This window comes from Pseudoalteromonas piscicida (assembly GCF_000238315.3).
GTDB lineage: Bacteria > Pseudomonadota > Gammaproteobacteria > Enterobacterales > Alteromonadaceae > Pseudoalteromonas > Pseudoalteromonas piscicida.
In genome coordinates, this window is sequence record NZ_CP011924.1 from 850,479 (window position 1) to 877,369 (window position 26,891).

A 26,891-nucleotide genomic window follows, 5' to 3' on the forward strand; every position below is an offset into this window, starting at 1 on the left:
GGACTAATACAGATAACCATTTAGTATTGAAAAGCGACCATTCAGCAATATCCAGAGTGCTTTTCGACGTTAAATGCGTACCATGAACGTATTCAGTCACTATTTGTATTGATTATGGTCAATCTCACATTGCAGCGAAATGAACAATTCGCAATTTTAGCCATCGTTGCCGCAATAAGTTTTGCTATCAGTCTTACCGATTGGGTGCAGCGGGGCATGTTGTTGTCGGCAAATATCGCGCTTTCTTCTCTTTTGGCGGTTGTGTTCCTCTACTGGTTACCTATGGTGATAAGTTACGTACTCATCATCCGTTTCAAGATAGGCAATTGGCCGCTGCAATATATCGGCTTTTACGGACTGATGGTAATGGGCTGTTTATGTTGGGGTGTACTCAGAAGTGGAATGTTAAATACCCATGCATTTTCACTGTTTGAGGCGCTAACCATCGCACTGCCTTGGTCTAGCGGTATTTTTGTGGTGATTAAGTTCTACCTTTCCCAAAAGTTGTTAAAACAAGAAAAACAGCTTCGCCAACTTGCTGAAATTAAGTTATTACACAGTCAGTTAAACCCGCATTTTATGTTCAACAGCCTCAACACAATTGCAGCCTTTGTACCAAATCAACCAGAAGCAGCACGGTCTTTGGTTCATAATCTCGCTGCGGTATTAAGATATTCATTAACGCATTCTGTGACAAGCGGAAAAATACCGAGCAAAGTGTCCGTTGCTGATGAGCTAATTGCACTAAATCAATGGTGCGAGATAGAGCAAAGCCGGTTTGGGGATGCGCTTATCATCGACTTTGATATCGACGATGCATTATTGAGCGAAGTAATACCGCCAATGATTTTACAGCCGCTTTTGGAAAATGCAGTAAAACATGGCAACAGTAGGCCGCTTCACATTGATGTATTAATCAAAAAGTTAGCGAACCAGTTAGTGTTTAAAATCAGTGACAACGGGGTGGGCTTTAAGGAGCGGGACATATTGAGTTCGTCAGATGCGGGACTCGGTCTTTCGATCACGCGCTCACGGTTAAAGTTAGAAGAAAATGCTGAACTTAGGCTTGGTAACGACATGCACACAGGTGGTGCGGTTGTCAGCTTTTCACTCACACGAGGAGCAAAGGAATGTTGAACACTGCTATTGTGGAAGATGAGCAACCAGCCATTGATAAATTAACGGAACAACTTAGCCAGATCACCAAGTACAATCTGGTACTGACTTGTAACACGCCATTAGTATTTCTTGATACATATCGAGAACTTGCGATAGATATTGTCTTTGTCGATATTAACTTGCCAGAATGCAATGGTGTTACTCTGGTCGAGAAACTTCAAGGGGCGGGGTTTTCAGGTGCGATAATTTTTACCACGGCCTACAGTGAGTTTGCGGTTGAGGCTTTTACGCTCGGCGCGGTTGATTATTTGCTCAAACCGTATAGTACTGAACGCTTAGCCCTAGCGTTATCAAGAGTCAATCGTGTTATCGCGACAGGATTCGCCGCTACTTTAACGAGTAAGGTGGCGGGGAAAACCTCACTAATTGATGTCAGCAGTATCGAACTTATCAAGCTAGAATACGGTCAAGCCATTGCGTTTAGTAATGGACAACAATATCCCATTGATGGCTCCCTTGAGGAGATCCAACAGCAATTGCCAACACATTTCTTAAGAGTTCACCGTAATGCCATTGTAAACCAAAGCGCGATAACTGCGTTTGAACGCTGGGTTACAGGGGGTTACCTTGTCAAGTTGCGAGATAGCAATTTACAAGTTGTGACCAGCCGGGGCGGTGCAAAACTACTCAAACAACAACTGAGCAACATAGGGCTCAGCTAACTCAAAAAAGGTAATAAAATGATGAAAACTATAATGCCATTTTCTTTGGTAGGGCTTCTTGCGGCCTGTTCAAACACGACTATACCAGATGTTAAACGTCAGTTTATCGATGATGGTCAGACTCATCCATTGGTTGTGGTGTTAGGTGGCAGCGAAGGGGGGAATACACTCGCTAATCCTCAGTGGAAACCATTTTTAGATGGATTTAATGATATTGGTGTCTCAGTAGCGGCACTTGGTTATTATGGCACTGAAAATACATCGAGCAGTGCAGCTGAATTATCTTTGAATGATATAGCCAAACGGATAAAAGCATTGAGTGCAGATCCAAAGATAAACCCAAATTGCGTAGCGGTGTATGGTTTTTCTAAAGGAGCGGAGCTTGCGTTATTACTCGGTGCGCACTTTGATGAGATAAACCATGTAGTGTCCGTTATGCCTAGTCACGTAAGCTGGAATGCTGTTAAGACCTTGTCTTCTCGCTCGAGCTGGACGCTTAGCGGCAATGCTCTGGACTACATTGATGCACCCCTGTTGTCATGGAAAATGCAAAAAGGGAACGTAACGGGAGAGTTTACACCTGCCTTTGAGGCTGCATTGGCAGAGGCAACGCCTGAAGCAATTGCAGCCGCTCGCATCCCGGTTGAAAACACCAATGGGCCAGTGTTGCTGGTTTCTGCCAAACATGATGAAATTTGGCCATCGTACAAAATGGCCGGATATATTGAAGCTGATTTACGCGAAGCTAGTTTTTCTCATCCATTTAAACATATCGCACTTAACTCGGGTCACTACAGCTTTAACAAAAAAGTGCAAACTGAGGTAAATCAATTTTTAAGCGAAACCTTGGTAGCACGTTGCACGAATAAATAGTAATAAATTCACCTTGCTTTTGTATTGCTGGTCGTTGAAAAATTTACCGAGCTGCAGGTAACGTTGTGTCTGCAGCTTTTAGTCGCTTTGTGTATTTCGCCGGTGTGATCTGAAAGATAGTTTTAAACTCGCGAATAAGATGAGATTGATCAGCGTAGCCGCAATCTAGCGCGAGTTGAGCGATGTTTATGTCAGGCGTTTCTCTCAGTTTTTGTTTAGCCAATCGAACTCGATAAATGCGAGCTAAATGTTTAGGGGTGATCCCACAATGTGTTTTAACTTGTCTCTCTAATTGCCGTTTTCCGATCGGAGTTTGAGCATATGCTTGCTTTAAAGAGGTCATTGAAACAATATGCTCAAGGAGTATTTGGGTATGTAGGATAGAATTCTGTCGAGGAATTGGCATATTCAATATCGGCTCTAGAAGTCGAAGTAATGCTGTCAGGTTGGCACTAGTTTGCAGCGTGTTCAACAAGGGCAATATATTATTGGGATTTGCTATAGGGTGTTGCAGCGTTTTCAGAAATGCCAGTCCCGCGGGTTTAAAGCGGATCCCGAAAAAACATGCCTGTTCAGAATAGTTGACTTTGCTAGACTGAATGGCAATTGGTTGCAGATAAAAGGGGGCTGTGAGCGGATTGTCATTGAAGCTAACGAGTCCACGAAGAGGGAAAATAAATCCAGTTGCCCCGTCGCTTGGAAGCCAAGTTTCTCCGCGCTTATGTGATTGTGCAAACCAGATAGCTTGCACATAGTTAGCGATTTCACCTGTTGGGTTTATTAATTCAAGCGTTAGTTCTGTGCTCATTGAACTCTACATTTGGCTTAAACATTTTCACGATCCGATTCCAGCTGTTGATGGCATTAATAGCGATAGTTAACGTGGTCAATTCTTTATCATCAAATTCTACATTGAGTGTTTGATAAAAAGCATCATCAATCACTTGTGCGTTTGTCAGCTTTTCACAAAGCGCTAATGCCAGTTTTTCTTTATTGGTATATAACGGCATGTCTTGCCATGCACTTAATCCAATAATTCGATTAGTGGTTTCACCATACTCTAGTGCCTGTTTAGTATGCATTGCAATACAAAAAGCGCATTGATTGATTTGTGATGCTCTAAGTTTAACAAGCTCCCAGATTGTGATTCCAAAAGTTGCGTGGGCTTGCTGTTTTAATAATTCCTCTTGTCCCAATAAGTGCTGAATAAGTTCAGGTGCCTGATTGAAGTAGTCTGCTCTTTTCATTTCTGGATCCTCATGTTTAGTGATACGTATAGTGTAATGAGGTGTAAGCGGTAAAAATTGAAAAAAAACGTCTTTGTAATAAAATTTTAAGGAGGGAACACACAACTCTACTTTAAAGGATGGTTGGAAAATAATGTGCGATGTAAACCTTGCTCTAGCGCTTTATCATTTATCCATACTCAAAAAAATCTGGCTTCAAGCCAACAACACTTTCACAAATAGACAGCAGCAAGGAGAGTCTGTCGAGTTCGAATTATATAAAGCGACTTTTGACATACTTGGGCTAAGTCAATCTCAAGCACATCAGCTACAGTTTCAATATGCTCATGATTACGATAGTTTTATTGATGCAATAGTAACAATTGCTCAGCCAAGTAGTGAAAAAATAGCACTGCTAAAACATGTCACCTGCCAGATGCCTTGTCCCGACAGTTATCAAGAAAAAATAGCTGCTGTTCAGAATATGCCGAATGTACTCACTGAGGACGACCTGAAATGCTGGCGGGACAACGGTTATGTCATCGTTAAAAATGCAGTGAGTGTTGAAGGCTGTGCCAAAGCGAGAAACGCGATCCTAGACTATTTAGAAATAGAGCTAGCGGATCCAAAGACTTGGTATAAAGTTAACCAAGAAAAAATGAGTCGCAGTATGGTGCATTTGGTTCAACATAAAGCATTGGAAGATAATCGTAACTCGATGAGAATTCATAAGGCCTTTAGCCAGTTATGGCAAAGCGAACGATTGATCGTTTCAACCGACCGGTGTGGGTTCAACCCGCCTGAAACAGCGCAATCTAGTTTTCAAGGTCCTGATCTACATTGGGATTTAGATTTCTCTAAGCAACTCAAGTTTGGCACGCAAGGGATTTTGTATCTATCAGACACTGAAGAAAAACAGGGTGCAACAACGGTTGTGCCAGGATTTCATACAAAGCTAGAGTCATGGCTTGCAACTGCCCCGTGGGATCCATGTATACCAAACACCGAGTACTTACATCAACTGGGTTCCAAAGCAATTGCAGCCAATGCAGGAGATATGGTGATTTGGCATCAATTTTTACCCCATGGTGGCAGTGTGAATAAAGCAAACGCACCTCGCATAGTGCAGTATATTAATATGAATCCATTCCCAGAGGTTTAGCGGATGAAAAAATCTAAATTTGGTTAAATTTTGTCTTAACTTGACGGCGAGCAAACAGTAGTATGATTGTGAAGTTTGGGAGAATATAGCAACTCACCACAAGGAAAAGCCGTCGATGCAATTAGCACAACTCAATATAGCCACCGCTAAATACCAAATGGATGCGCCAGAAATTCAATACTTTGTAGAAAGTTTAGACCGCATTAATTTACTCGCAGAGCAAAGCCCTGGCTTTATTTGGCGCTTAAAAGATGAAACCGGTAATGCAACAGAGATTAAGGCGTTTGATGATCCAAATATTATCGTCAACATGTCTGTATGGCAGTCGGAGCAAGCGCTCAAAGATTTTATGTTTAAAACCGCACATAAGGAATTTTTGGCTCGAAAAAAGGAATGGTTTCACCGCGCTGAACAGGAAACCTACGTGTTGTGGTGGGTTGAAGAAGGCCATATCCCGACACTGGATGAGGCCAAAGAAAGGCTTGATTACCTGCGTCGCTTTGGAGATTCGGCTTATGCCTTTACGTTTAGAAATAGTTTCACCGAACTAGACCTAAGGGAGAGGGAAGCTTGTGAAGAAGATTAATCTTGTGCACCGATGAAATGATAGTCAACCCTAAGGGGGAGAGCCGCGTGGAGTGGTGAATACCGATGATGTTGGTGATACACTTACCGGAGATCATGATGTATGGATTTAACGAAAAATGCGCGCGGCACTAAGAAGCAAGATAATAGAAGTATGTGATAAAAAAATCGCACAAAAAGGGGATAACGTTGGCGTATCATTTTACGCTTTTTTTGCCAATAAAAACACGGACCCTGCATTACTTATGGAAGCGGCAACTTGGTGGATACAAACTCACGAACTAGACCACTTCGAAAAGGCGTTAAAGATAAAAGCAATGGTTGAAAGTGGAAAGTAGGCCCAAAGGACATGATCATGGACCATCAACCGAGATGACCCAACTGGCAGTTACAGCGTGTAAAATGACACAAAAAATACGGCAACAGATGCAAGTGCAAACATAGTGTACTCAGTGATGGTTTGTTTGCGTTTCTCATCATCAGTTTTAGGGGCTGTCGCTATCATTAGCAGGCTAGTGACAAACATTGCTAATGAATATAAATATAAAATTGATAAGGTAGCATCTGTAAACATATAAGCCTCGACTTGGTTCTACTCATTTTAATTACGTGTATCATGGCCACACAGATCAACCTCAATACACGTTTATTTAAGTTGTATTCGCTTCTAATTACAGTAAATTATACTGTGTTTTTAGGTGTTTCTGAAAGGAGTAAAAGATGCAAGTTGAGTATTTTGTGGTTGACGCATTTACGCGTAAACGTTTCGGTGGTAACAACGCTGCAATCGTTGAGCTTGAAAATTGGCTTAGCGACGGCTTAATGCAGCAGATAGCCATCGAAAATAACCTTTCCGAAACCGCCTTTTTGAAGCCAATTGGTAACAATCATTATGAGATCCGGTGGTTTTCTCCAATTACTGAAATTGACTTTTGTGGTCATGCCACGCTTGCCGCGGCGTATGTGCTTTTTAATCACAAGGGAAAGTCAGGAGAGATAAAATTTCAAACCCAAGAAGTCGGGACACTCGCTGTTAAGCAAGTGGCTGATGGTCGCATTGTGATGGAATTTCCGAACTTAGCCCCTGAGTTAACTGAAGCCCCCGATGCACTGCTGGAAGGGCTTAACGTAACACCGACGCGGGTACTTAAAAATCGCCAAGCGTACTTTGTGATTGTTGAGACCGAGCAGCAAGTACGCAGCTGTGAGTACGACAGCGATAAACTGAAAACCCTTGCGCCTTTTGATGTTGTGGTAACAGCAAAAGGCGATGACGTTGATTTTGTGTCGCGCTACTTTTGGCCCGCCAACGGGGGCGATGAAGATCCGGTTACCGGTTCAATTCATGCCGGGTTAGCGCCATACTGGGCAAAGGCGCTAAACAAACAGAAACTTCATGCACATCAGGCTTCAAAACGTGGCGGTGAGCTATTTTGTGAAGTGACAGATACAAATGTCATCGTATCTGGGTTTGGTGTACTTTACGCAAAAGGAATATTCGAAATTGAGGACGAATAAGATTCACTTCATACAGGCAAAAGAAAGTGACTTTGATTACCTATTGGCACTGCGTAAAGCGACCATGGTGCCTCACTTAGAAAATGCAGGACTGTTTTTGACTGAGGCTGAACATAAAGCCCGAGTATTATACGAATACTCAAGCTCACATTTGATTTATATAAATGAAAAATGTGTTGGCTTGGCTAAGTTTAAGCAACGTGAACATGACTATTACCTCTTTCAGCTGCAAATAGAGCCCCACCAACAAGGAAAGGGGCTCGGTGCACAAGTCATAAAAAGCTTGATAGAAACCCACTTAACATTGCCTTGGGTATTGACGGTGCTTAAAGCGAATCCCGCGAAGCGTTTATACGAGAAGTTGGGATTTGTGCAGTTTGATGATGATGAATATGAGTTTCATTTTAGGCGTGAACCTAATCCCTAAATTTAGTATTCTCTAGCCAGTTTAAATTTAAAAGAGTTGTTATGGCAAAACAAATATGGGTAGATGCCGATGCCTGTCCCGTGGTAATAAAAGAAATGCTGTTTCGCGCTGCAGTGCGTACTTCTACCACGGTTACATTGGTTGCAAATCAATATCTAAAAACGCCTCCGTCTCCTTTTATTCAAAAGCTTCAGGTTCCAAAGGGATTTGATATTGCGGATAACGAAATCGTGAAGCGCGTTAATGAGGGTGATTTGGTTATTACCGGCGATATTCCACTCGCAGACGAAGTCATTGAGAAAAAGTGCACTGCACTTAATACGCGCGGTGAATTACTGACGAAAGAAAACATAAAATCTCGCTTAAATATTCGTGACTTTATGGACACGATGCGTGCCAGCGGCGTACAAACTCAAGGGCCACCACCTTTGTCTCAAGCTGATAAACAAAATTTCGCCAATCAATTGGATACTTGGATCACCAGAAACACAAAGGGGTAAGTATGGCTTACAAGGTGAGTTGTTTGTGTAAAGCGGTTCGAGTTGAGATCCGTGGACCAATCAGCGATATCATTCACTGCCATTGCTCTTTATGTCGTAAGTCTACAGGCACGGCTTATGCGACCAATGGCTTTGTACAGTGGAGTGATTTTGTGATTCTAAGTGGCGAAGAGGCACTAAACATCTTCGAGTTCAAACCTGGAAGAAAGCGTCATTTTTGCAAACATTGTGCAAGTCCAATTTTTAGTTCGAACGAAAGCGATCCAAAGCGGGTGAGGTTAAGACTTGGCATTTTGGACTCTGATATCAAAGAGCGGCCAATATCACATAATTTTGTCTCTTCAAAAGCCAATTGGGACGACTTAGACGCGCCGCTTCCTCGTTACGATGCATTTGAGCCTAGCCGCGATTTATCAACAACATCGGGAGGTAATTTGTGACGGGTATTAGCGATTTATCGCAGTTATTAAAAGACATTTCGCCGACGCTTGATGTAACACCTTATGTATTTTGTACAGTGCAAAAAAGCCTTGCTGAGTGCGTAATTTTCAATCCAATTGCGACCTTTATGGAGCGCGAAGGGTTAACGCTGGTAGTCACCAAGCAAATAGCAGACGAACATGGATTGGATTACAGCTGTGTGATGAATAAAATTACCTTGAAAGTGCATTCGAGCTTAGAAGCCGTGGGGTTAACTGCTGCATTTTCTAATGCACTGAAAAATGTTGATATTAGCGCGAATGTAATTGCAGGCTTCTATCATGATCATATTTTCGTACCCGTAAATGATGCTAAGCGGGCGGTACACGCGATACAAACGTTGGCAAAATGACATTGATAAATCTCGAAGATTGTTAGGAAGCATGAAAGTTTACTTTAAAAGAATGGCCTCCAAAGGTGTGTGTCCTCCGAGAAAACCGCTTAAGAAAATCCTTTGGTCATGGGTTGGTGCAATGGTGGGGATCTTGTTGATTACGGTGATTTCTAACCTCGCTTTACCATATGGTGTTGGCAGCGCATTGCTCATTGGCTCTTTTGGTGCAACTGCCGTTTTACTCTATGGCGCTCCTATGGCAGAGTTCTCTCAACCGAGGAATTTACTGGGCGGGCATTTCTTTTCAGCTTTACTCGGCGTCAGCATTTTTATTTTGCTTGGAGAAGAGAGTCTGTTTGCAGCACCGCTTGCGGTATCGCTCTCAATTGTTGTGATGCACTTTACTCGAACCTTGCATCCACCCGGTGGAGCGACCGCGTTAATCGCCATTATTGGTGGTGAGTCTGTTCATAACTTGGGATATATGTATGCATTTTATCCCGTGTTGGTGGGGGCTCTGCTGATGCTATTGGTCGCGCTGTCTGTGAACAATATGTCGCGCAACCCCAAACGGCATTACCCAGTTTATTGGTTCTAACTATTTTATATAAAAATTTAAAAGGACAGGCATGTCAAAAATTGAATTCGTCCCTTACCAATTAGTCCCAGCTAGCTTTAATCCATGGCGTGAAATATTTGTTGAAGTGGCAGAAGAAGTGATGGTGGCATTAGCACACCCTGAACTTGAATTTCTACACTTTGGTTCAAGCTCTTTTAAGGTTGCTGGCAAAGGGATTATAGATATCTCTGTGTTATACAAACCCGGGAAATTAACACAAGCTGTTGAACATCTTAAAAATTTAGGCTTTAAAGATCAGCACAGCGATAATCCATTTCCTGATACTCGTCCGAGAAAAGACATCGCGGTGATGTATCAAGGTGAGCTTTTTCAAGTGCATGCTCATGCCATTGAAAAAGGGAGTGAAGAACATATAAAGCAAGAAAAGTTTAAAGCTTATATGCTCAGTAATCCTGACGCGCGTGCGGAGTATGAAACTCAGAAGCAATTAGTAATAGCGCAAGGTATAGCTTCTCAAGATGAGTATGGAAAAGCTAAAGCACCATTTGTAAAACGCACTTTGAAGGACATCCACTTTAGTTAACTTATGTTCGCATAAATCAGATCTTTATAGCTGTTAGTGTGAGGACAATGGATAAGACCTAACACTAACAGCTCTACTTTATTTGGCTTTGCAGACTTCCAATTAATTGTTTCTACAAATTGACTATTTTAACCAGCCTAATTAGTTCACCATCAACGTCAAACTCACCCTTAATCTCAAGTAATCCATTTTTTAATCCTTGTAACTTATCTATTTCAATTACTTGTGTTTGATAAGGTAAGAAAGTAACTGGCCGCTGCCAAAGTGAACCTTCATTTTGAAATGATTGAAATGGAGTAAAATCGACGCGTAATATGCCACTCGATGCACCTGAATAGGGACCGGTTAGCGTAATGGTGATATTGTCTCGAATAGTTACTTCCATTTTTACCCCATCAAAAGGTTTCTCTGGCGTTCGAAGAGGCTTTTGTTGTGTTAATCCGTTCCAACTAATCACTAAGTTCTGAAAGGTATGTTTTGGCAATAGAACACGGTGTTCACCTGAAGCTAGAATTTTTTTGTAGTTACCGTAAGTTAGCGCAATATCATGGATACTGGGATTGTTGACGTAAAGATAGTGCAATCCATCAGAAAAGTAGTCCTGGATGTTGATACCACTTAGCGTAAAGAGCGCATCGTCGCCAAGGGTTGATTGCCATTGCTGCATCAAGCGCTTGAGGGTTTTATTCTCAGTTTCAGTGACTGTCCTTGATTTCTGTTTGCTAAATATTTCGCGAAGTGAGGTCATACAGTCACTTAACTGAGCACTATATTCCACACAGGTGTTAAAGGCTCTGCGAAGTAATGATGCACCTTTAAAGTGCCAGGGATTAGTGGTTTGTTCATTCGTGATCAAGTAATCATGCGCGGCAAAGTAGGGCGCTATTCTGTGATTATTATTTCGGCCAAGAAGACTGATTTTTTGCAAGCTAAGCGCTGAAATGTCGATTTGGTTCAATTGTAATCTAGCCAGTTGCTCATGCTGTTGTGTTTTCATTTTAATAACTAGCACATCGTCCTGCTTTGAAAGCGTGAGCGCAAGTTGATGATACTGCTTGATATCCATGCGTAATTGCGGCAGCAGTGCGATAGACTTTGCGGGGAACAAAGCTTGATTGCTTGAGACCGTTAACTTTACTCCTTCTTGAAGGGTAAATTGCAGCAAGTTGTCTTTACTAAAGTCAACTTCTTCAACTTTAGCGCGTCCAAGACGCGCATCTAAGCTTTGACTTGTTAAATCAGCGATTAACGCAAAGCCAATTTCCCCACGTTTAATCTGCTCCGGCTCGAAGTCGATTAGTGCTGCAACACTATTCTCATCAAGTGAGTTGATTAGAGGTGTTTTATCTGATGCGGGAAAATCCATCACGGCATGTGTAGAAGAAAAGTTTGGATGAATGTCGAGACGCTTAAGTGCTTTGCTTTCGGTATTTCTGAGCCAATATGTGGCACCGTTTTGCTCCCAAGGCCCATAGACAATATAAAAACTTGGCGTGGCAGAGCGCACAAATGCTGCAAACTGCTGTTCAAGCTGAGGCCAATTGGGAAAGGTCTGTTTTAAGAGTGCATTGGCAGTTGGCAAGGTGTTTTCAGAGTGAGGGTTTGCGTCCATTAATTTGCCGATAAAGCGTTTAAAATATTGATATCGCTCAGGATCGCTCAATAAAAAATGCACGATAAAAAAGTTGAGTCCGCGTTTGAGTGATGGATCATCGTTGATTGCTTCGAAAGATGGCTTTCCATTCTGGTGATACTGCTGTAAACCCAAGTGCAGATAGTTCATTGGAGCACGGTCGAAAACCATCACAGTTAACTGCTTTTTATTTGGATCATATACGTGGCTTGCAATGGAATCAGCCATCCCCTCAGTGATCCAATTAGGTGCCCAAGTTGAGTGACCGTTCAGAGCCATATGAAACGCATGCATGGTTTCATGGATCACGATGTAGCGCTGGTGATGCTGGCGATGACTCGGAAAGTTGTACCCTGCACGGTTATAAAACATGGTTTCGCCGCCAGCCGTTTTATGTACGCCGCGCAAAAAGCCATCATCCAGCATGGCTTCTTTTGTACGTTGGCGTGAACTGCCATAGACGACTGCAATTCTCTTTTTATCAATCGCTGCAGGCGCCATACCAAACAATTCAACATAGTGAGGGTAAGACATTTCTAGTAATTCTAAATAGAGTTTTACTTTGTCCTCAGGCAAGTCACTTTTTAACGCGAAATGTTTACTCACCCACCAGTCATATCCCCTCGAGTTAGCTATTTTTCCATCGCTATAAGTGAGCGGAATTTGTTTACCAATATGTTGGATATCGATGTGTTTCAACGTGCTGACTCGGCCATTAATGCTTACTTCCGAGCGCATATCAGCGGGGCTTGGTATAGCGATAATATCGCTTCGCGTAGTTTTACATCCGCTGAGTAAAGCAAGTATTGCAATTAGAGGAGCAAATACTAGCCGAGGCTTTTGGATAGAGGGTATTCGCCAATAAAAGGTATGGAATAGATAAAATAATGACATGATACTTTTCTCTCGTTGTTATTTGTGTATATTGTATGCAATATAAAATAACAAAGATAACAGGTATTGTCATTATGCAAAATCAGCAGCAGTGGGGTGAACCAGATCTCAATGAGGCAAATTGGTCAAAGTCGTCTTCTGGGTTTGGTCGAACTTTTTACATTGCGAATATCATGGAAATATTTGAGCGGCTCGCTTGGTATGGCTTCTTCGCCGTATCATCAATTTATATGACAACACCGAAGTCGCAAGGCGGTATTGGCTTTACTGATATAGAGCGTGGCGCCGTACAGGGGATTATTCCCTTCTTTTTATATCTTTTGCCTGTTGTAACTGGTGCGCTAGGAGATCGCGTCGGGTATAAAAGGATGTTCTTTTTTGCATTTTTGATCATGACGCCAAGCTATTATTTATTGGGACAGGCACAGAGTTTCTGGCCGTTTTTTGCTGCGCTGAGCTTTGTTGCACTGGGTGCTGCTTGCTTTAAACCTGTGGTCGTTGGCACCGTAAGCCACAGTACAAACGATGGTAATCGTGGCCTTGGATTTGGGATCTTTTATACCATGGTGAATATTGGTGGATTTTTAGGTCCATTGGTTGCGGGATATATGCGCGCCATTAGCTGGGATGCGGTATTTATGATGTCGGCAGTTTGGATTGCCATAAACTTTATTCCCTTGATGTTATTTTACAAAGACCCGCAAACATTACCTAAAACCAAGCAATCTTTTACTCAAGTATTAAAAACCGCACAGTCGGTGCTGGGTAATACTCGTTTAGCACTTACGCTGTTTGTCGCACTGGCGCTCTTGATGTCAGCAGGAGTCGGGTTTGCTAACTACAGTCAAGCGTTTACTTGGATTGCAATATGGCTAGCAGCTAACTGGGTGTGGGACAGAGTGCTTATAAATCGAGCGCCAAATAAAGCATGGTGGCAACAACCAATGAAGGTAAGTAACTTGCCATTTGCGTTATATTTACTGATCCTTGCAGGCTTTTGGACTGTTTATAATCAGCTGTTTTATACTTTACCTGTGTATATCCGTGATTATGCAGATACCCGAGATATATTGGCGTGGTTTGGCGATTCTGGCGTCGCGTTTTTAGCGCACGTTGATATTGATAAGTTAACCACTGCCATTTTTGCGCTGTTCAACGAGCTTAAGGAAAGCGGCGCGGTACCTATTGAAACCACTAGGCTTGAATGGGTTCACCTCAAAGTGAATGTCCCACATGAGCAAATACAGTTGATAATGCAAACGCTAAATGCGCTTCACGATAATGGACAGGTACTTTCCCAGCAGCAAGCGCAAGCCCTTGCTGAACAACTCGTACAATATCGTCAAATTAATCCTGAGTATCTTATTAATTTAGACTTTGCAGCGATTGTGGTCGCACAAATTTTGGTGAGCTTTCTCTGTCAGCGATTTAGACCATTTTATGTGTTAGTCACAGGCTTACTAGTAATGGCGGTTGCGTTTATCGCATTACTTAGCGATAGCGACTGGTTAAGCGGTCATCTCATCGTCACTGTCATATTGCTTATCGCGCTTGGTGAAATGCTTGCCTCTCCTAAAAGCCAAGAGTATGTTGCGAGTATCGCGCCTCAGTCTCAAGCTGCGTTGTATATGGGATACTACTTTGTTTCTATGGCGCTGGGCTTCTTGTTTGCTGGATTTTTATCTGGTTGGAGCTATAAAGTGTTGGTGCAAGAAATGGCGGCACCAGAGTTAATGTGGGGGCTATTTGCCGCTATCGCACTTATAACCGCCATTGCATTATTCTGGTTTAACAAAGTGATAATAGACAGAAAAACATAGTTTTTTGAAATGGGAACAGTTATTGGTCGCGATCAGTTTGTTTGCAAGTCATATTCTTTCTACACTCAAGCAAAAAATGAGGAAGTAACATGAATAAAAAAATATGGATGAGCACGGCACTCTTTGTTTCCAGCAGTGTGTACGCGCAAACGTATGTTTTAAACGCTGACTCTGCGATTGATGTGGTGTCAGGCAAGCTTATCTCACCTGCAACTGTGGTCGTTGAAGATAATAAAATTATCTCAGTCGGAAAATCAAATCGTAAAGCCTATCCAAAAGATGCAGAGGTGATAGACCTAAGTGGCCACACATTATTACCCGGTCTATTTGATATGCATGTTCACCTAACTTCAGACGCACATGTTCATGGCTACAAAAGGTTGCAACGCACTGCACCTCGTGCGGCAATTACTGGTGTTAGAAACGCTAAGCGCACACTAGATGCGGGCTTTACGTCTGTTCGTAACCTCGGTGCTGCTGGCTATGCTGACATCGCACTGCGCGATGCCATTATTGATGGTGACGTATCAGGCCCACGTGTAAACGCAGCAGGCCCTTCACTTGGGATCACTGGCGGCCATTGTGACAACAACCTCCTAACCCATGAGCATAAAGTATTTTCAGAAGGGGTGGCTGATGGACCTTGGGCAGTAAGGCAAAAGGTACGTGAAAATATTAAATATGGCGCTAACTTAATCAAGTTCTGTGCAACGGGTGGCGTACTGTCTAAAGGCACTAAAGTGGGTGCTCAACAATATTCTCAAGAGGAAATGACGGCGATTGTGACCGAAGCACACTTACGCGGTTTAACGGTTGCTGCCCACGCGCACGGTACTGATGGTATCAAGTCTGCAATTAAAGCAGGTGTGAATTCAGTAGAGCATGTAAGTTTTGTTGATGATGAAGCCATTCAGCTAGCCAAAGACAAAGGCACGTACTTTTCTATGGACATCTACAATACTGAATATATTCTTGGTGAGGGCGAAAAGGCAGGTATTTTGCCTGAAAGCTTGGATAAAGAACGTAAGGTCGGTGCAACTCAGCGTGCTAGTTTTACAAAAGCGGTAAAAGCAGGCGTGAATATGGTGTTTGGCTCTGATGCTGGCGTTTATCCTCACGGTGACAATGGTAAGCAGTTTAGTCGCATGGTGAAATTTGGCATGACTGAGCTACAAGCCTTACAAGCTGCCACTATTAACTCGGCGACGTTACTGAAGCAAAATACACAATTAGGCTCGCTTGAGGTGGGGAAACTTGCTGATATTATTGCGGTTAAAGGCAACCCACTAAAAGACATTAGTGTGATGGAAAACGTCATCTTTGTGATGAAAGATGGCAAAGTAGAAAAGCAATAGCCAAACGTTCTGCGCAGTTCTTCTGCAAAGAACTGCGCAGCTTTGCAATATATCGTTGTAATCATAATAAAAATAAGTGGACAGGCAACGCTTTGAGACAGACTACACATTTTATCGTGTTAACTGTGGTTGCTTGGTAAATATTGTTCCCAATTCGACACGGAAAATGGATACTCACCCGTTACATCTACTCGACTGCGCCAAAACTGCGTCGCGCCAGTATTAATCCCTTGATAGACAAAAATAACATCTGCAGCAACTCTATCTCCACTGTTGCTAACGTTGACGTCAACATTGATCAGCTGATAACCATTAGGATTAGGACCATCTTGGTTGCTTTGGTAGTAAAGGTGAAATGACTGCTGGTATATTGCAGGGTTGTTATATAGCACATAGTTTAACGCGCGTGCTGCGTCACTATTACCTCTAGATATATTGAGCGAAGTTATTTCAGTAACAAGGTTTTGAAACTGATCGTTATTTGCCTTGACGCCATGTAACACCTCACCAAATGGCAGTACCATCACTGGAATAATGGCACTAACTAGTACTGTATTTGGCGAGTGCATTTCGCCGATAATTACCACTTGTCCGGTTTCACCATTTATTGTTCGATCCAGTGCGGTAATACATTGAGTCAACAGTTCATCCGTTGGAATGAGTAAAGTATAAAGTTGCTCAATGTAGCGATTGTCCAAGACCCATTTCATGCTGCGCGCTATGTAACGATTTTTACCTAAACTTAAGCCTTTAAACAGCTCCTGATTAAGTTGTTTATTCCTGTTGAGCCTTTGTAGCGCAATGTCATCATTGACGTTCTCCAACATGGGGAGCTGTGTTTCTTGGTTGCCCATTAAGCTATTTTGATATAGCTCTTTTTCTAGATTAAGGGTCGGAAATTGGGCATTTATCACACCAACGGCATAGACAAAGTTTGTGGATATGGTTGAAGGTTCTGAGTTTGTTTCACCGTCGGCCAACCTCTGACTAAGTGGCAAATTTTGTTGAGTAGATAATGATTGGTTCATGAAGCCTCCCTAAATACTTTTCGCAAATGGCGCTAGTCTGGATGAAACAAAAGGATAGTGGTTGGTTACGTCGATATTACAGGCATAGCGGCTACGATCTGAACTACACAGAATAAACTCAACAACGTGGCGCATTGGTTCAGAGTGTATCTGTTGCAATTGAATAGCTTGAATATCATCAATCAATAAGTGTTGGCTGCTATCAACGACGATTTGATAGAAGTGACTCAAAAAATAGTTACTGGCTCTGTCTTTTTTAGTTAACCCAATAGTAGGCTTAAGTGCGGGCAGCTCAAGCTGTTGGTTGGCTGGTTTACCATCTTTGAGTATTGGGACTTTGATATCGGTAACGGCAACTAGATGCTTTACCGTGGCGGTTGGCAAAGCAATGTCATCGTAGTGCTGTGCGGCATGTTCGCCTGTTAGCTCGCCAATAACCACATAAGTATTTTGTTGTTCTGTTGTATTGATCAGTGCATTCAGTTGTGTCGGTGTATCTGGCTCAAGGATATAAGTGTCTACCAGGTTTATGGTAAGAACCCATGTTGCTTGTTGCGCTAAATATAAAAATGGCCTGTAACTCAACTGAGGTTGACTGTCCATGGTTACACGATAGTTGAACACTTTATAAAACTCTTCGGGATTGGCCTTTATAGACAACGCAGCAGCTTCATATTGCTTTTCGAGGTTTAAGGTCGGAAAGCTTGGTTGAATAACACCAATTGCATAAATAGATGTATCATGATTGTCATGAGGCGCAAACTGTATTGGCACTGTTTTATCATTGTGTATTGAGGTCTTCATTTATATCCTTCCTTTGCATTAATCCAGTGGTATCGTATTCAGCAGCGGGAGGAATTGTTGTATTTCTGTATTGATAAAAGGATACAAGCCACTCACGTCGATACGACAAAAGTAATAATGATGTTTAGCAGAAGCGTTTTCTTTATAGGTTAGCGTAATATCAACAATCTTATGTTCAGACACTGCGTCAAATTGGGAAAACGTGATGTCGGTTAGAGAAGCACTTGGCACGGTTGCAGACCCAAGACGCATTTTATGGGTTTGTAAGTAGATATCTGGATAGCGAAATGCAACAAAATTCTTAGCTCTATCAAAGTCATCGCGGCCAGCATTTGGTTCGACTTCTAGTGCTTTTATCACATCTTGAATGGCATTGGTTTCCGCACTGGAAATTTTTTGAATTGTATTATGCAGCTCTGACAATGTTTGATGATATACCTGATGACAAACTATCTCAGCTAAATTGGAGTCGTGGTTATTAGAAGAATGGCCAATGACGCAGGTATACACTAGCTCCAGTGTATCTTTAGGTGGCTGTAGCGCTTCAATTAGCTCTTCTAACTCGACTTTTGTCGCGGGAGTTAAGTGGTAACTCAGCTGTTTTTGAATGACTAAAATCCAAGAAACTTGCTCGGCAAGATAAAGATATTTGTCTCTGTTAGGATCGCCAATCGGCAATGATTTATTAGTGAAAACTTCGTAATAGGCTCTTTCATCGACTGCGAGCTCCATTGCGGCTTGTAAAAATTGCTTTTTTATTCCCTCATTAGGAAAGACTATTTCTACTTGCCCCACTGCATAAATGTAGTCAAAAGCAGCGCATTGCACGGAAGTAGGATGCTGAATTTCCTGCGCTTGCATTTGCTCGGATGAGTCAAGGTCTTGCTGGGCGCTCGGTAGCCTAGCATCGTTTGCCTCTACCGGCGCTATGCCAAGTGTGTCTGAGTCACAAGTTTTGCTATCTTGTGTTTCTGTTTCTTTAGAACTGCAAATTGCGGGATCTGCTGAGGTGACCTCAGGGTGTAATTCGCTCATATTATTCTCTTTTTTGATGAAGAAGTGCTGATGGAGCACAGCACTTCACTTTGGTGTTAACTACTTGCAAGGATCTTCTTCGTTGCAATACCTGTAGTTGCTGTGTCTATCGAATAGAGAGTTGTAACACCCATAGTGGTGGCAGCTTGAGCTGTAACAGCCATTTGCTGCTGAGCTGTGGTTGCATTATGAGCTGCGTTTGCAAGCGCTTGTGAAGTTGCTTGGAACAAGTTACCCATTGACATTGCTGGAGCATCACCTAGTACTTTTACGTTTGCTTGGGTGACTGAGTCAGTGATTTGATCGTTTACAGAAGTTGGAAATGCCATGATTTTTTCCTTAATGGTTAGTTGCTTTTTAGCGTTAATAACTAAAGGATAATGTAGCCCGCTCCGTCACAGATGTTTTGGTTTAACTAATTGTTTTTATGGTAGATTGGACGACTTTAAAATGCGTAATATTTAACAGTGTTTGGTGGTTTTTACGCATTGCGGCTGTACAACTGAGCTAAGGGAGTACTGACGGTGTAAAAATAACCCCATCATGAGAGCTCCATACTTTTCTCGCAATGGGGTTAGTCATTAGCTATGCCTGTCCATCAAACAGGTTTAAATTACAACCCGTTTATCAGCTAAGGAATGCTTTACTCGTTGTCAGCTTTTGATTCACTGCGAACTTGCCTCTTAGCTAAGTCACCTGCTGACTAAACCGTATTGATAAAGTGGGCATAAATTGACATTTCCAACTGAGTTGGCATTTTTAACTATATCGCGGGCCGCTTTTACCAACTTGGTAGAAGTTATGATGTTTGCAAATTGTGAGTTTAACCAGTCTATGAAAAAGTAAAGGTGTGAGTGTGATGAGATCACCACCTAAGTTGAGTTTGGTGGTTAGAAAGTCGACTTATGCCCTCACGTATATCCGTCATGGTTATTTCTGTGCGTGCTTCGCTGAGTAATCTTAATGATACAAAGCGTAATACATTGATAATATCGGCTCCACTCAGTGGATATTGCTCTGCAAGTTTGTTTAAACATATATTGCTTGATAGGCGAGATTGGTGGCAAAGTCCGCTTTGCCAAATTTCTAGTCGCTGTGCAGCCTTTGGTGCCTGAAACTGGACAATCGATTCAAATCGGCGAAAAAACGCGTCGTCGATATTATCTTTATAGTTTGACGCTAAGATCACCACACCGCTAAAGCTTTCAATACGCTGCAGCAGATAGGCGACATTTTGATTAGCAAACTGATCGTTAGAAGAGCTGGTTTTTAAGCGCTTAGTGAAAAGCGCGTCCGCTTCGTCAAAGAAAAGGATCCAGTCACGATGCTCTGCAAGGCTAAACAGCTGTTCAAGGTTTTTCTCTGTTTCTCCAATATACTTTGAGGTGATCAGCGATAAATCGACTTTATAGACTAATTTATCTAGTATTTTTCCAAGTACGCTCGCCGTTAGGGTTTTTCCTGTTCCGGGAGGGCCGTAAAACAGTGCTCGGTAACCGGGGCGGAGTTGTTTACCAATTTTCCATTGCGTTTGTAGTGTCTTGCCATATTGAACCCAAGTAATAATTTCGTTTAGCTGATGACGAGTGGTATCTGGTAGCTTTACATCATCCCATTCAAGTACTGTGTTTACTTGGGTTGCAGGAAACTGATGACTTGTTTCTGGCCGGTATGGCTCTGCAGTCGTGAACATTTGTATAAACTCGGGTTTAAGAACCAAGGGGATGTTTAATCGTGATATACCCTCAGATTCTCGATGACTGTCCATCATAAGGTTAAATAATTGGCTTGAATGGATCGTTTGAAGGACATCAAACTCCGTGTTGAGATTATTTCCGTCAAGAATGAATGCCGCTGTGATCCCCGTTGTGAATATCAGCCCTTGAGATTCTTGTATACCAAACTCACTAAAAGGGCGGTTTGTTTGTTCGTTGATTGACAGGAAAATGTCGAGTAAAGGGGCATTGATAACCGGAACAAATGCTAGAATAATTAATAATCTTTCAATCAGGTTTGGCTTGCTGCGGGTAATAAAGTCCGCAAATTCAGAGCCTGAGTTATCTAGCGTAGGTGGCAGTGGAAATTCTTGCTCAGTATTATCGAGTGACTGTCCAAAGTAATGTGACACACGATATTGAATAGCACGCTGCAGCCAGTCGCACTCTTGTTCTAAGTCTTTGGCATTTAAAGCCGCTTTGGAAGGAGTTTGAGCTAAAGGCTCAAAGTTAGATTGCCACATTTTACTTCCTTATTTTTTAAATAAGCGTTCCACAGTGTAGTTTGTGCGGCTGCGAATCTGATTGGCAACTTTAGGGATTATGTTGGTATAACAGACTAATTGCTGCAGGTTCTTTTATTTAAGAGGTGGTTGGTTACGTAAAAGAGCAGGCGAGTTGCCTATCCTGCTCAGTCTTTACATAAAGATCATTGAAGTGCCCAGTAAATTGGGTAAGTACCTGAGTTTTCGCCAATCATAATTGTGCGTATTGTGGTGCCACTATTTGATTCTTCAAATGGAGTATAAGTTGATTCAAGTACACGGCCGTTAGTTTGCTGCTGTAGCTGCACCTCATCGCCTAAAATACCTATTGAATAACCTGATTGAAATATATAGTGTTCAATTTCTTGTATTTGGTCAGATTTAGCACCATTGTCATTGTCATTGTCTTTTAGCTGTAGCCAGACTGTCGTACCGATAGGAATGGAGGCGCTATTTAACAGGTCAAGAACGTTGTTAGCTATATCAAGAGGATTGTTATTGGTGTTATTGATAGAAGACACGTTGAGGATAAACATCGGCATCAATGCCAGCGCGTATCCGTGCTTTTCACTGGTGCCGGTTATTCTGTCGGTTTCTTGAGCCGTTAGCGCAACATCCCACTCATTGTCTTGTGTGTTAAGGTTGCGCATACAAAAGCTATAACCTTCGCCTTTATATTTGTCTGCGACACTTGGCTTCATGGTACCGTTATAAATAAAGCCTTTTGCACCTGGGTGGGCAACACTGGAGTAGGCCAGATTGGGATCTGGCATATTCGTTACTCTGACATAACTTGGATCGTCTTTTGAACCTAAAGGTTTTTTGGCGTTCATAATCTAGTCTCACTTAATGCGTTTAATTAATTCAGGGTGAAAGCAACCAAATAGATAAATTGGTTGAATTAACTATAAGAGAGGCTGGTTTTACCAACTTGGTAAAAGTTATTTTTCAGTTGGTATATTTTACTTTATCGCTTTTATTGGGGTGAATGTAGGAAGATAGGCCGACAAAGGCGGCCAAAGAATAGAAGCAATATTCAGTTTTTAAGTGCATTTTTGATGGTTTTAATCCAATCGCCATTTGCGTCACTTGAAAACTGCCAGTTCATAATACCACCCAGTTCAGTGGTGTTTTGAATGGGGTCAATAATCGCTTGAATAATAGTCCCTGCCGGCATGTATCCAGAGCCAGCATCGTGTACTGTCACTGGGAATCCTGCAATAATTTTCTTCGCAGACATATTCGGTAGCTTGATATAGTCCATATAGGAACTAACGATTTGATCTGGGCATGCGCTCCAAGGTGGATTGTTGTAAAACTGAACGTTTAACCAGTCAATATCCTCTCCAACTTGTTCGACTATTTTAAGATAACCTGCCATGTAACCACCATGCTCTAGGTAAGGAGGTTGCGGGGCGTGGGAAATACAGTAGCGGGGTGAGGGCAGTTGTTTTCTCAGAGCCCGTGTTAATGATACGAGAAACTGTACGCCGTCATAACTTGCATTCGCGATAAATGCAGCACTATCTTCATAATCGATATCAATGCCGTCCAGATGGTTATTTTTAACAAAGTCCGCCAAGGAATCAGCCAGCCTGTCTGGATCTTGAGATAACGAGTAATATACGTTGTGATCCATATCGCCACCACCAAATGAGATCAATACTCTTTGCCCATTTTGCTGCATGGTTTGTATCGCTTCTACCGTATGGGCTGTGAAGCTGGTCTCTGTAGCAGCAATTGCACCGCTTAAAATTAGCTTAAACGGATTGTTTGAAGCCGAAGATAAAAACGCCAAGTTTACTACATCGTAAGGAAGCTCACCGGCATTGGCCAAAGGAATAGCACCTGAATTATAGTAGGTAATGGTTTTAGACATCATTGTTCCTTATATATGAGAGTACTAAAATAAGAGAGAAATATTACTGGCAGACTATTATCTTAGCCCAGCTACTGTAATGGATCATATTTGGATGATAAACCGTTAGACATAGCGTTTTAGAAAACGCTAGGCGAATCGATCTGAGCTTCGAAAAGGTTAACTAGTATTCGCCAACCTTTTCGACTGTCTGTGATGTTGAAAATGACCTTTCTACTCAATCATTTATTGGACTAAGATCTGACAGACTCCAAGCCGTTCCGTGGAAGTTTGCAACTTGTACCGGACCGGAGTTATGTGCATGAGTGGCTATAGGCACTGGGAACATTTGACCTATCCATGCAGATACTCGATTTCCTGGTAATTGATAATAGTTAATTGTTACCTTAGCAACATTTGTTACTTGAGAGCGCCTTTCAGCGCCAATGTTTGGCCTATTGGAGGTCACGCCAACTTCGTAGTTACCAGTGATTGGATTCGAGTAGGTAATGAAGAACATTGAGCTGCTAAGACCTGGTATCACAGCTCGAAACGGAGGAGGGGTATCATTCCAAACTACATTAAGACCAACTGCATTTGCTGCAGTATTGAATTGTTCTCTAGCTTCATTTCTTACATGAGCTTCCCAGCTAGAGGATGCAAAGCGACTGCTATGTTGCTGTCTTCTAATATTTCCTACGGCACCTGTGAGAGTGTTCATCATTGCACTCATACCTCTGGGGCCTCCGGGATTTGCGTAATGTCTATTTCTGATATTTTGTAGCGAGTTTTGAGCACCATGCACAGAAGTAGAGTGATAAGCTTGATTATTTTGTTCAAAGTTTTCGTTCTTGTTTTGAGCTATCCAATTCAGCGGATTATAACTTGAGCGACGGAGATATAGCCCATCTTTCTCATCTTCAGTTAGATTACCAGTGAGATAATCATAGAGCCCCACTTTTTGGATCACTGCAGCTGCTTTAGCATCTAAATTCTCCTTACTCTTTTTTAACGAACTATTTTCTGTGGCGGTATAATTGCAATCTAATATACCGTTATGCCCTTTTGATTTTTTCAATTGTGCATACATGAGCCTAATTTCTCCGATTCTCATTTGTGATTGTGAGAGGTAATTTTCAATCCAGATAACAGCTGATTTTCTGAAAATGAGTTTTGCCGAATTACCTATTTTCAGTATGGAATTTAAAATAAACCCACTAATTTAATAAATAGGTTTAGGTCAATTTTAATCCCTTACTTTAAATTGGGAGTGAAAGGGAGCTGACTTTTATGTTTACCGGAAAATCGTCCCTACATTTTTTAATCTGCTCACCTAAATATAATGCCAATTTTCCCCAGTCCGTTGCTTGCTGCTCCAGAGTTGGGTCGTCATTTACAGCTATGCCATTTACCTCTGTGGTGGGCTTTACTATCCCCAGCGCTTGTTGAACAACATGACCAAGCTCGTGGGGAAGGTGTTTCTCTTGACCTGGGGCCAAGTAAATATCCTTACCCTGAGCATATGCATGAGCTTGTACTTGCGAAGGTTTTGACGAGTTGTAGTGCACTCGCACATTGGCCAAATTAACACCAGATAGTTTTTCCATGCCACGTCTGAGGCGTATTGGTAAAGCGCAGCTCTGAAGAGGAACGTTTTTTGCTCCTCGCTGACGTGCGGGGTTCTGCCTTACCGTTCCGGTAATGTGGCGCTGTTTGGTCGTGAGTTGATAAAATGTCATCGTGTTGTTTCGTGCTTGCTGGATACTTTTACTATAGGCATGGTATAGCGGTAACGATTGGTAAAAAGTCTGGAGTCGTTGGTATTTATTCGTAAGGTTACTGCAAACTGAAAGGAGGTATTCATGAAAAATACCCGACTGAGCCGGGTATTTGTGACATTTATTCAGTAGCTTCAACTGCTCGGGTTGCTTGTTGCTCTGCTTCATCTGGGGTTGAGGTGGCTGGGGCATCAAACGCTTGCTGATAGACACTTTGATCTGCTGCGATGACGGCGTTGTTAGCGACATTTTCAGCCTCAGAAGGCGTTGCCGTAGTATGGCCTGTGGACTGAGCTGCCGTGGCGACCTCAGCTTGTGATACTGCTTGCATTGCTTGTTGTTCTGCACTGAGAACCGATTGTTCATTTTGAGTGGTCATGATGGAATATCCTTACTAATGGTTAATTTATGCACTGTGCAGTGCTTCGAATGGGCCTTCAACCCAAACATCGTTATGAGTAAACAAATTGATGAGCTCTAGCGGCCGCGAGTCAGCTAGTTCAGATAAAGAAGTTTCCCAAATATTGCGTTGGGAGCGCACTTTGATGAGCTTATGCTTGTCCTGTTTCCAGTTTACTGGCAGAAATACACATCTTTCTTTAGCCTTTTGACCGTAGAGTCTATCGTTGGCGGAAAGGAAAACTAAGTTTCGTTTGTGGTTATCCGCAAGGTTAGACTCTTCCACGCAATAGCGTAATGACGCTCGAAACCAGTTTGGAAATGGCAAACTGGATGGCTGGTTTTGAGGAGTCGTGGTATTGTCTGCGGTTGCTTGAGGACTCTGTTGATTATACCAAGTGTGTAGTGCATCTATAGCCAAACTTCGGTATTGCAAAAGCGGGAGCGAGTCAATAAAGGCTGGCAAATCGTCATTTTTACTTAACTTAAAGCGTTCATAAGCAAAATGTAATTGGCCAATTGCGTTCAGACGTGAAATAACCAGCTCTGGGCGGTTTAAACCAAGTATTTCAATCGTAGTTTGACCTTTGGTTAATTGTATTGCGCTATCCTTGTCTAATGACTGAAGCCATCTCGTAAACGCAGGCGATTCCATCAAGTCGTGTGACTCTTGAAGTAATTCGGGCTGTGACCAAACAAGCTGCTCGGCTTCATTTTGACTGATAGATTTGCTGTCCATCAAAAAAGTAGACAAAACATCAAAGGCATAGGCTCGACCTGATTGAGGGTCAAAGCGGACAAATTGTCTTGGGTCTTCTAGGTAAGGGCAGACTAGTAAGGGCTACTCTTGGTCGATATTAATCAGTGGCGCACGTTCGCCAACAAGTGGAAATTGACCACCTTTATATTGCTCGTGACAAGCATTACAGACAAAAAGTAGGTTGTTTTGATCATATGCCAATGAAAAGTACGGCGAGCAGGTCGCCACTACGTCTAAATGTGTTGAAACCGGTCTTTCCAGTAACTCAACAGGCCTGAAGTGGCCAACTTCGCCGGAGTTTGTCGCTAATAAATAGCTTTCGCAATAGGCACAGCAGCCATTACTGAGTTGTTGCAAGTGAGCTTTCAAATGATCGGATGCAAATAGCGCTGTATCAAAAGCGGCATAGTTAAACCCCACATTAACCAAGTCTTCTGTTAAGCCTGTCAGCCTGAGCGTGATAAATACGAGGTTATCTACTAAGTCAGGAGCGTAGCCCTCGCTTACTAGCTGCTTTCTATCTTCAATTGTCAGCGTATGATATTTAGGTGCGTCTACCAGGCGCGCCATGAGTGCTTGCATCTGTTTATTTGCTGCTGCAATTTTTACGTCTTCGTCTGGTAACCAGGCTATAGGTTTACAATCTATCTGGATCATTGTGGTCAGGCTCCCTGCAACTTGTTTTATTCGCCTTGCGTGTCAGCACTGCGCTGCATTACATCATGTTGAAAGACTTGATTTTGATGCATTAGCTGCTTTTCCATGTTTTTTAGCGTTTCTTCCATCGCTTGTTGTGCGGCCTCAGCACTTTGGCGAGCTGCGACTTCCTGCTCCGTATATACTTGCTCTATCTGTGCTTGCTGGTCCTCTAATTGTGTTACTTGCGCTTGCAGTAATGTATCTTGGTAGGGCGTTTCGTGAGCGTCAGATTGGTTTATTTGAGTCTCACTCTCGAGCGCATTATGAATGCTGGCGAGATGTTGACGAGACTGTTCAATTAGCTGTGAAGATTGCTGTAATGACATATCTATAGTGTGTTGTGCGCGGTTAAGCATGGTATCAATGTCGGCTAAAATGCTATTCATTTGTTTCGGCATAACGGCTTGAGAGAGTTCACCAAGCGCTGTAACCTTTTGATTTTTGGTATTCATTGTTCAG

Annotated in this window: 32 protein-coding genes; 15 read left to right on the top strand and 17 right to left on the bottom strand. The window is 42.4% G+C overall.

Annotated elements, in window-relative coordinates; all coding sequences use genetic code 11:
• Positions 1–114: 114 nt before the first annotated feature.
• The 3 genes from PPIS_RS03980 to PPIS_RS03990 are packed head-to-tail and all read left to right on the top strand — an operon-like array spanning position 115 to position 2,714.
• Positions 115–1,137 (top strand): sensor histidine kinase, encoded by a 1,023-nt coding sequence (locus PPIS_RS03980; RefSeq protein WP_010371779.1) that lies wholly within the window; start codon positions 115–117, stop codon positions 1,135–1,137.
• Positions 1,131–1,841 carry a LytR/AlgR family response regulator transcription factor gene (locus PPIS_RS03985; protein ID WP_010371777.1) on the top strand — a complete coding sequence of 237 codons (711 nt, stop codon included), beginning with the start codon at positions 1,131–1,133 and terminating at the stop codon, positions 1,839–1,841. Before PPIS_RS03980 ends, PPIS_RS03985 begins: the two co-directional genes overlap by 7 nt.
• 18 nt (positions 1,842–1,859) lie before the next feature.
• Positions 1,860–2,714 carry an acyl-CoA thioester hydrolase/BAAT C-terminal domain-containing protein gene (locus PPIS_RS03990; protein WP_019647366.1) on the top strand — a complete coding sequence of 285 codons (855 nt, stop codon included), beginning with the start codon at positions 1,860–1,862 and terminating at the stop codon, positions 2,712–2,714.
• A gap of 43 nt (positions 2,715–2,757) precedes the next feature.
• Here PPIS_RS03990 and PPIS_RS03995 read toward each other — a convergent pair whose 3' ends face one another.
• Together PPIS_RS03995 and PPIS_RS04000 are read right to left on the bottom strand one after the other, a co-directional pair.
• Entirely contained in the window at positions 2,758–3,522 is a 765-nt protein-coding gene (locus PPIS_RS03995; RefSeq protein ID WP_010371770.1) for an AraC family transcriptional regulator, read from the bottom strand.
• Positions 3,500–3,961: a carboxymuconolactone decarboxylase family protein gene (locus PPIS_RS04000; protein WP_010371767.1), complete on the bottom strand. Its 462-nt coding sequence runs from the start codon at positions 3,959–3,961 to the stop codon at positions 3,500–3,502. Before PPIS_RS04000 ends, PPIS_RS03995 begins: the two co-directional genes overlap by 23 nt.
• Positions 3,962–4,094: 133 nt before the next feature.
• Here PPIS_RS04000 and PPIS_RS04005 point away from each other — a divergent pair, with 133 nt between their 5' ends.
• The 3 genes from PPIS_RS04005 to PPIS_RS04015 all read left to right on the top strand — a co-directional run bounded on the left by PPIS_RS04005 (position 4,095) and on the right by PPIS_RS04015 (position 6,025).
• A complete protein-coding gene (locus tag PPIS_RS04005) occupies positions 4,095–5,102 on the top strand; it encodes a phytanoyl-CoA dioxygenase family protein (RefSeq protein ID WP_010371765.1) in 1,008 nt (335 codons plus the stop codon).
• A 115-nt stretch (positions 5,103–5,217) separates the two neighbouring features.
• Positions 5,218–5,688, top strand: a complete 471-nt coding sequence (locus PPIS_RS04010) for a DUF3291 domain-containing protein (RefSeq protein WP_010371763.1) — start codon at positions 5,218–5,220, stop codon at positions 5,686–5,688.
• A gap of 118 nt (positions 5,689–5,806) precedes the next feature.
• Positions 5,807–6,025 carry a DUF6500 family protein gene (locus tag PPIS_RS04015; RefSeq protein WP_010371761.1) on the top strand — a complete coding sequence of 73 codons (219 nt, stop codon included), beginning with the start codon at positions 5,807–5,809 and terminating at the stop codon, positions 6,023–6,025.
• A 50-nt stretch (positions 6,026–6,075) separates the two neighbouring features.
• Here the strand turns inward: PPIS_RS04015 and PPIS_RS04020 are convergent, their stop codons facing one another.
• Positions 6,076–6,261 carry a hypothetical protein gene (locus PPIS_RS04020; protein WP_010371758.1) on the bottom strand — a complete coding sequence of 62 codons (186 nt, stop codon included), beginning with the start codon at positions 6,259–6,261 and terminating at the stop codon, positions 6,076–6,078.
• A gap of 146 nt (positions 6,262–6,407) precedes the next feature.
• Here PPIS_RS04020 and PPIS_RS04025 point away from each other — a divergent pair, with 146 nt between their 5' ends.
• From PPIS_RS04025 to PPIS_RS04055, 7 genes are read left to right on the top strand one after another with little or no spacing between them, the layout of a single operon-like run.
• On the top strand, positions 6,408–7,205 hold the full coding sequence (locus PPIS_RS04025) for a PhzF family phenazine biosynthesis protein (protein ID WP_010371755.1): 798 nt from the start codon (positions 6,408–6,410) through the stop codon (positions 7,203–7,205).
• A complete protein-coding gene (locus PPIS_RS04030; RefSeq protein ID WP_010371752.1) occupies positions 7,192–7,632 on the top strand; it encodes a GNAT family N-acetyltransferase in 441 nt (146 codons plus the stop codon). The genes PPIS_RS04025 and PPIS_RS04030 overlap by 14 nt, the downstream gene beginning before the upstream one ends.
• 41 nt (positions 7,633–7,673) lie before the next feature.
• Entirely contained in the window at positions 7,674–8,132 is a 459-nt protein-coding gene (locus PPIS_RS04035; RefSeq protein ID WP_010371749.1) for a YaiI/YqxD family protein, read from the top strand.
• 2 nt (positions 8,133–8,134) lie between these two features.
• Positions 8,135–8,572 carry a GFA family protein gene (locus tag PPIS_RS04040; protein WP_010371747.1) on the top strand — a complete coding sequence of 146 codons (438 nt, stop codon included), beginning with the start codon at positions 8,135–8,137 and terminating at the stop codon, positions 8,570–8,572.
• On the top strand, positions 8,569–8,964 hold the full coding sequence (locus PPIS_RS04045; protein ID WP_010371744.1) for an ACT domain-containing protein: 396 nt from the start codon (positions 8,569–8,571) through the stop codon (positions 8,962–8,964). Before PPIS_RS04040 ends, PPIS_RS04045 begins: the two co-directional genes overlap by 4 nt.
• Before the next feature lie 31 nt (positions 8,965–8,995).
• The gene (locus PPIS_RS04050; RefSeq protein WP_010371740.1) at positions 8,996–9,544 is read left to right on the top strand and encodes an HPP family protein; all 549 of its coding nucleotides are present in this window, start codon (positions 8,996–8,998) and stop codon (positions 9,542–9,544) included.
• A gap of 31 nt (positions 9,545–9,575) precedes the next feature.
• Positions 9,576–10,109, top strand: a complete 534-nt coding sequence (locus tag PPIS_RS04055; protein WP_010371739.1) for a GrpB family protein — start codon at positions 9,576–9,578, stop codon at positions 10,107–10,109.
• A 112-nt stretch (positions 10,110–10,221) separates the two neighbouring features.
• Here the strand turns inward: PPIS_RS04055 and PPIS_RS04060 are convergent, their stop codons facing one another.
• Positions 10,222–12,636: a hypothetical protein gene (locus PPIS_RS04060; RefSeq protein ID WP_010371736.1), complete on the bottom strand. Its 2,415-nt coding sequence runs from the start codon at positions 12,634–12,636 to the stop codon at positions 10,222–10,224.
• Between the two features lie 74 nt (positions 12,637–12,710).
• On the opposite strand from PPIS_RS04060, the gene PPIS_RS04065 reads away from it, so the two are divergent.
• A complete protein-coding gene (locus PPIS_RS04065; RefSeq protein ID WP_010371733.1) occupies positions 12,711–14,456 on the top strand; it encodes an MFS transporter in 1,746 nt (581 codons plus the stop codon).
• Between the two features lie 89 nt (positions 14,457–14,545).
• Positions 14,546–15,811 (top strand): Xaa-Pro dipeptidase, encoded by a 1,266-nt coding sequence (locus PPIS_RS04070; RefSeq protein WP_010371730.1) that lies wholly within the window; start codon positions 14,546–14,548, stop codon positions 15,809–15,811.
• Between the two features lie 119 nt (positions 15,812–15,930).
• Here the strand turns inward: PPIS_RS04070 and PPIS_RS04075 are convergent, their stop codons facing one another.
• The 13 genes from PPIS_RS04075 to PPIS_RS04130 all read right to left on the bottom strand — a co-directional run bounded on the left by PPIS_RS04075 (position 15,931) and on the right by PPIS_RS04130 (position 26,884).
• The gene (locus PPIS_RS04075; protein WP_010371727.1) at positions 15,931–16,839 is read right to left on the bottom strand and encodes a cyanobactin maturation protease PatG family protein; all 909 of its coding nucleotides are present in this window, start codon (positions 16,837–16,839) and stop codon (positions 15,931–15,933) included.
• Positions 16,840–16,848: 9 nt separating this feature from the next.
• Positions 16,849–17,643, bottom strand: coding sequence for a hypothetical protein (locus PPIS_RS04080; protein ID WP_010371723.1), 795 nt, complete (start codon positions 17,641–17,643; stop codon positions 16,849–16,851).
• Between the two features lie 18 nt (positions 17,644–17,661).
• Positions 17,662–18,678 carry a cyanobactin maturation protease PatG family protein gene (locus PPIS_RS04085; protein WP_010371720.1) on the bottom strand — a complete coding sequence of 339 codons (1,017 nt, stop codon included), beginning with the start codon at positions 18,676–18,678 and terminating at the stop codon, positions 17,662–17,664.
• A 56-nt stretch (positions 18,679–18,734) separates the two neighbouring features.
• Positions 18,735–19,007, bottom strand: coding sequence for a RebB family R body protein (locus tag PPIS_RS04090; RefSeq protein WP_010371716.1), 273 nt, complete (start codon positions 19,005–19,007; stop codon positions 18,735–18,737).
• Positions 19,008–19,543: 536 nt separating this feature from the next.
• Positions 19,544–20,917 carry an ATP-binding protein gene (locus PPIS_RS04095; protein ID WP_010371712.1) on the bottom strand — a complete coding sequence of 458 codons (1,374 nt, stop codon included), beginning with the start codon at positions 20,915–20,917 and terminating at the stop codon, positions 19,544–19,546.
• A gap of 185 nt (positions 20,918–21,102) precedes the next feature.
• Positions 21,103–21,771 carry a hypothetical protein gene (locus PPIS_RS04100; protein ID WP_010371709.1) on the bottom strand — a complete coding sequence of 223 codons (669 nt, stop codon included), beginning with the start codon at positions 21,769–21,771 and terminating at the stop codon, positions 21,103–21,105.
• Between the two features lie 203 nt (positions 21,772–21,974).
• On the bottom strand, positions 21,975–22,820 hold the full coding sequence (locus PPIS_RS04105) for a glycosyl hydrolase family 18 protein (protein ID WP_249031247.1): 846 nt from the start codon (positions 22,818–22,820) through the stop codon (positions 21,975–21,977).
• 214 nt (positions 22,821–23,034) lie between these two features.
• Positions 23,035–23,886, bottom strand: a complete 852-nt coding sequence (locus tag PPIS_RS04110) for a hypothetical protein (protein WP_010371704.1) — start codon at positions 23,884–23,886, stop codon at positions 23,035–23,037.
• 169 nt (positions 23,887–24,055) lie between these two features.
• Positions 24,056–24,535: an eCIS core domain-containing protein gene (locus PPIS_RS04115; RefSeq protein WP_248694151.1), complete on the bottom strand. Its 480-nt coding sequence runs from the start codon at positions 24,533–24,535 to the stop codon at positions 24,056–24,058.
• Between the two features lie 160 nt (positions 24,536–24,695).
• Positions 24,696–24,953, bottom strand: coding sequence for a hypothetical protein (locus PPIS_RS04120; RefSeq protein ID WP_010371701.1), 258 nt, complete (start codon positions 24,951–24,953; stop codon positions 24,696–24,698).
• Between the two features lie 27 nt (positions 24,954–24,980).
• Positions 24,981–25,712 (bottom strand): hypothetical protein, encoded by a 732-nt coding sequence (locus PPIS_RS25290; RefSeq protein WP_019647365.1) that lies wholly within the window; start codon positions 25,710–25,712, stop codon positions 24,981–24,983.
• A gap of 102 nt (positions 25,713–25,814) precedes the next feature.
• Positions 25,815–26,390: a hypothetical protein gene (locus PPIS_RS25295; RefSeq protein WP_019647364.1), complete on the bottom strand. Its 576-nt coding sequence runs from the start codon at positions 26,388–26,390 to the stop codon at positions 25,815–25,817.
• Between the two features lie 26 nt (positions 26,391–26,416).
• Positions 26,417–26,884, bottom strand: a complete 468-nt coding sequence (locus PPIS_RS04130; RefSeq protein WP_010371699.1) for a hypothetical protein — start codon at positions 26,882–26,884, stop codon at positions 26,417–26,419.
• Between the last annotated feature and the right edge of the window lie 7 nt (positions 26,885–26,891).